Origin of the sequence: Streptomyces sp. NRRL WC-3549, from assembly GCF_000721935.1 — a bacterium.
GTDB lineage: Bacteria > Actinomycetota > Actinomycetes > Streptomycetales > Streptomycetaceae > Streptomyces.
Genome location: NZ_KL585389.1, coordinates 151,865 through 155,863, shown reverse-complemented (window position 1 = coordinate 155,863; position 3,999 = coordinate 151,865). Strand labels below are relative to the sequence as shown.

The window sequence follows — 3,999 nt, the reverse complement described above, 5'->3', positions numbered from 1 at the left end:
GCCGATCCTGTGGCAGGTGGTGCGGCGAGCGGGCACATGTTGCTGCTCCGGCCCGGTATTCGCGTTGCGACGGAGAGGACACACCATGGCCACCGGCACGAACGAGCTGAGCGGCGACGCCGCACCCAGAAGCATCCGGTTGCCGGGGATCGTGCTGGGGGTGGGGCTGGGCGGTTTCGTGGACGGCATCCTGCTGCACCAGCTGCTCCAGTGGCACCACATGCTGTCGAGCACGAACGACGACCGGATCGGGGTGAAGTACTACCCGCCGAACACCGTCTCCGGTCTGGAGATGAACACCGTCTGGGACGGCGTCTTCCACACGGTGTGCTGGGTGGCGGTGCTGCTGGGGCTGGGAATCCTGTACGCCCGGGTGACGCACGACCGGCGGCGCGTGTGGACTTCTCGTGTGCTGTGGGGCTGGATCCTCGCGGGCTGGGGCCTGTTCAACCTCGTCGAGGGGCTGCTGGACCACCAGATCCTCGGGATCCACCACGTCTACGCCGGTGACCAGCAGATCTGGTGGGACATGGGCTTCCTGCTCCTGGGACTCCTCTTCCTGATCGGCGGCCACCTCCTCCAGCGTGGCGGCCGCCCCTTGGACCCGGGCACCCCCGACGCCGCGGCACCGCGCGGGGAGCGGGCCTGATGGACGGCGGCACGCACCACACGCACGAGGGCGGCGGCCAGGGAGCCGGCGGCGCCTGGGAGGTACTGCTGCCCGCGGTGGCCGTGGCCCTGGTCGCGGCCGGATACCTGCTGCTCGCCGGCAGGGCACGCGCCCACCGTCCGGCGCTCGGATGGACACCGTGGCGGACGGCGAGCTTCCTGGGCGGATGCGCGTTGTCGGCCGTGGCGCTGCTCCCGCCGGTCGCGCCGTTCGCGCACGGGGACTTCCGGGGGCACATGGTTCAGCACCTGCTCATCGGCATGTACGCACCCCTCGCCCTGGCACTCGGCGCCCCCGTCACCCTGCTGCTGCGGACGCTGCCCGCCGCCCGGGCCCGGCGACTGACCGCCCTGCTGCACAGCGGGCCCGTGCGGGTGATCGGCCACCCGGTCACGGCTCTGGTCCTGAGTACCGGGACGCTGCCGGTGCTGTACTTCACCCCGCTGTTCAACGCGACCATGGGGCAGCCGGTGCTCCACTGGGCCGTGCACGCCCACTTCCTGATCAGCGGGTGCCTGTTCGCCTGGGCCGTCGCCGGCCCCGACCCGGCACCGGCGAGGCCCGGTGTGCCGGCCCGTCTGGTGGTCCTGGGTGTCGCGGTCGCCGCGCACGCCACGGTCTCCCAGCTGATGTACGGCGGCTTCCTCATCGACGTACACGCTCCCGTGGCCCAGGTCCGGGGCGGGGCGGAGATCATGTACTACGGCGGGGACATCGCCGAACTCCTGCTGGCCGCGGCCCTCGTCGCGACCTGGCGTCCGGTCCGCCGACGGCGGGGCGCCACCCGGCCGGTCCGCCACGAGGCACCCGGGGCCGGACAGCTCCCGGCGCCGCTCGCGGACCAGGGGCAGTGGCAGGCACGGCTCAGGGGCGCCCCTCACCGAACGAGAAGGGTGGGTCCGCCTGTTCCGCACGTTCCGTCTGTTCCACCTGTTCCGCCTGTCCGGCAAGAACACCCATAAGGGGGATCCGTACAGCCGAACTCCCCTCCCGGCCACAAAGGGCACTACTCTCGGTCGCCACGGGTCACCGGTGGTGAGCGGCTCCGACGTCGCGGCCGGGGCCCGCGAGGCGGGGAGGGGGCGCACATGGACGGGGCGGGGAGTGGAAGCCGTCAGGATGCCGAGGTCGCCGTCGTCGGCGCCGGCCTCTGCGGGGTGGCCGCCGTGGTGGCGCTGCGGCGGGCCGGCGTCCACGGTGTCGTCGTACTGGAGAGGTCCGGCCGCCTCGGCGGGACCTGGCGCGACAACACGTATCCGGGGTGCGGATGCGACGTGCCGTCGATGCTGTACGAGTACTCCTTCGCCCCCCACCCCTGGAGCCGGTGCTTCGCCGGCCGGTCCGAGATCCTCGGCTACCTGGAGACCACCGCGGCCCGGTACGGCGTGGACGAGGCGATCCGCTACGACACCGAGGTGACGAGGGCCGACTGGGAGCCGGACGCCCACCGCTGGATCCTGGAGACCACGACGGGTACGTACACCGCGCGGGCCCTGGTCGTCGCCACCGGATCCTGGCACCGGCCCCGCGTCCCCGACATCCCCGGCCTGGACGCCTTTCCCGGCCCCTCCTTCCACTCGGCCCGCTGGGACCACGACGTCGACCTGACCGGGCGCCGCGTCTCGGTGGTGGGCACGGGGGCGTCCACCGTCCAGTTCCTGCCCGAGATCCAGCCGGTGGCGGCCCATGTCGACGTCTTCCAGAGCACACCGCAGTGGGTGCTCCCCAAGCCGGACTTCCCGCTGTCCCCCGGCCTCCACCGCTTCCTCGGACGCCACCCCGCGGCACGCCGTGCGCTGCGCGGCCTGCACCACCGGACCCAGGAGGCCATCTCCGTACCGCTGCGCCGGCCCCGGCTGCTGCGGCCCCTGGAGGCCGTGGCACGCCTCCATCTGCGCGCCTCCGTCGCGGACCGTGAGCTGCGCCGCGCGCTCAGTCCCGGTTACCGCCTCGGGGCCCGCCGCCTGATCACCTCCGACACCTACTACCCCGCCCTCACCCGGCCCAACGTGCGCCTGCGTCCCACCCGGGCGGCGGCCGTGGAGGGCTCCCACGTCATCGGGGCCGACGGCACCCGCACCCGCGCCGACGTCATCGTCCTGGCCACCGGCTACCACGTCGGCGACATGCCCCTGGCCCGCCGGCTGCACGGGACCGGCGGCGTCCCCCTGGCCCGGAAGTGGTCCGACGACCGACGCGCCTACCTGGGCACCAGCGTCAGCGGATACCCCAACCTCTTCCTCCTCATCGGCCCGAACGTGCTCAGCGGCACCACGGCGGTCCCGACCGTCCTGGAAGCACAGCTGCGCTACATCACCGCCGCCCTCACCCACCTGCGCACCGGCGGACACGCCGCACTGGACGTCAGGCCCGAGGTCGAGGAATCCCACCACGAGGCCCTGCGCGAGGCCCTCCGGACCACCGTCTACAGCACGGACGCCTCCGGGTACTACTTCGGCCTGCCGGGCGTCAACACCTTCAGCTGGCCCTGGTCGACCGCCCGGCTCCTGAGGCGTCTGCACTCCTTCGCCCCGGACGCCTACACCTGGACACCGCCGGGCGGCCCGCCCGCCCAGGTCCGCCGCGCCGGGGACGCCTCTCCCGCCCCGGGTCCGCTCCGTCCGTAGTCCCCGCGAACCGCCGGAGCCGTACGGGTCCGATGCAGTGGTGCGGCGGGCCGCTGTCCGGGCGGGCGCCCCGCCGGGCTCGTACCCTGGCCGTGTCCGTGTGACGCCCCTCGGCGGGGACGGCTGCCCGGTGGCACCCCGTCAGGCCGGCGAGGAGGCGCTGCTCCCCCGGACGCCACGGGCCCCGCCGCCCCGGGCGTGGCGCCGGGGCCGGTGAAGTACCGCCCGACCGGATCGAGGAACAGGAGCCCAGGTGCTCGACACCGCGTTCTTCCGTCGCTGGATGACCGCCGCGGCCCGCGCCGTCGACCGTGAGGCGGACCGTCTGACCGGCCTCGACTCCGCGACCGGGGACGGCGACCACGGGGACAACATGCGGCGCGGCTTCGCCGCGGTGACCGACGCACTGGAGAAGGAGCCCGCCGGTACGCCGGGGGACGTGCTGGTCCTGGCGGGCCGTCAGCTCATCTCGACGGTGGGCGGTGCGTCCGGGCCGCTGTACGGAACACTGCTGCGGCGTACCGGAAAGGCGCTCGGCGACGCGGCCGAGGTGAGCCGGCAGCAGCTGGCGGACGCGTTCGGGGCCGGTGTCGCGGCCGTGGCCGAGCTGGGCGGGGCGAAGGCCGGGGACAAGACGATGCTCGACGCGCTGCTTCCGGCCGTCGACGCGCTCGGCAGCTCGGCCGGGGCCGCCCGGGAGGC

General features: G+C 74.0%; 3 protein-coding genes and 1 pseudogene. All 4 read left to right on the top strand.

The window, feature by feature from the left end; genetic code table 11:
- Positions 1–85 precede the first annotated feature (85 nt).
- On the top strand, positions 86–649 hold the full coding sequence (locus tag IH13_RS0108090; RefSeq protein WP_031082368.1) for a DUF2243 domain-containing protein: 564 nt from the start codon (positions 86–88) through the stop codon (positions 647–649).
- A pseudogene (locus IH13_RS0108085) lies at positions 649–1,476 on the top strand (cytochrome c oxidase assembly protein); the annotation flags it as partial. The gene IH13_RS0108090 and the pseudogene IH13_RS0108085, both read left to right, overlap by 1 nt.
- 282 nt (positions 1,477–1,758) lie before the next feature.
- Positions 1,759–3,297 (top strand): flavin-containing monooxygenase, encoded by a 1,539-nt coding sequence (locus IH13_RS0108080; protein WP_063837415.1) that lies wholly within the window; start codon positions 1,759–1,761, stop codon positions 3,295–3,297.
- Between the two features lie 253 nt (positions 3,298–3,550).
- A partial coding sequence (gene dhaL, locus IH13_RS0108075) for a dihydroxyacetone kinase subunit DhaL (RefSeq protein WP_031082361.1) occupies positions 3,551–3,999 on the top strand: 449 nt, incomplete at its 3' end.

Bases quoted from the DNA above. Each gene is read 5' to 3' on its own strand.
- IH13_RS0108090 (WP_031082368.1), top strand. From the start codon at position 86: ATGGCCACCGGCACGAACGAGCTGAGCGGCGACGCCGCACCCAGAAGC.
- IH13_RS0108080 (WP_063837415.1), top strand. From the start codon at position 1,759: ATGGACGGGGCGGGGAGTGGAAGCCGTCAGGATGCCGAGGTCGCCGTC.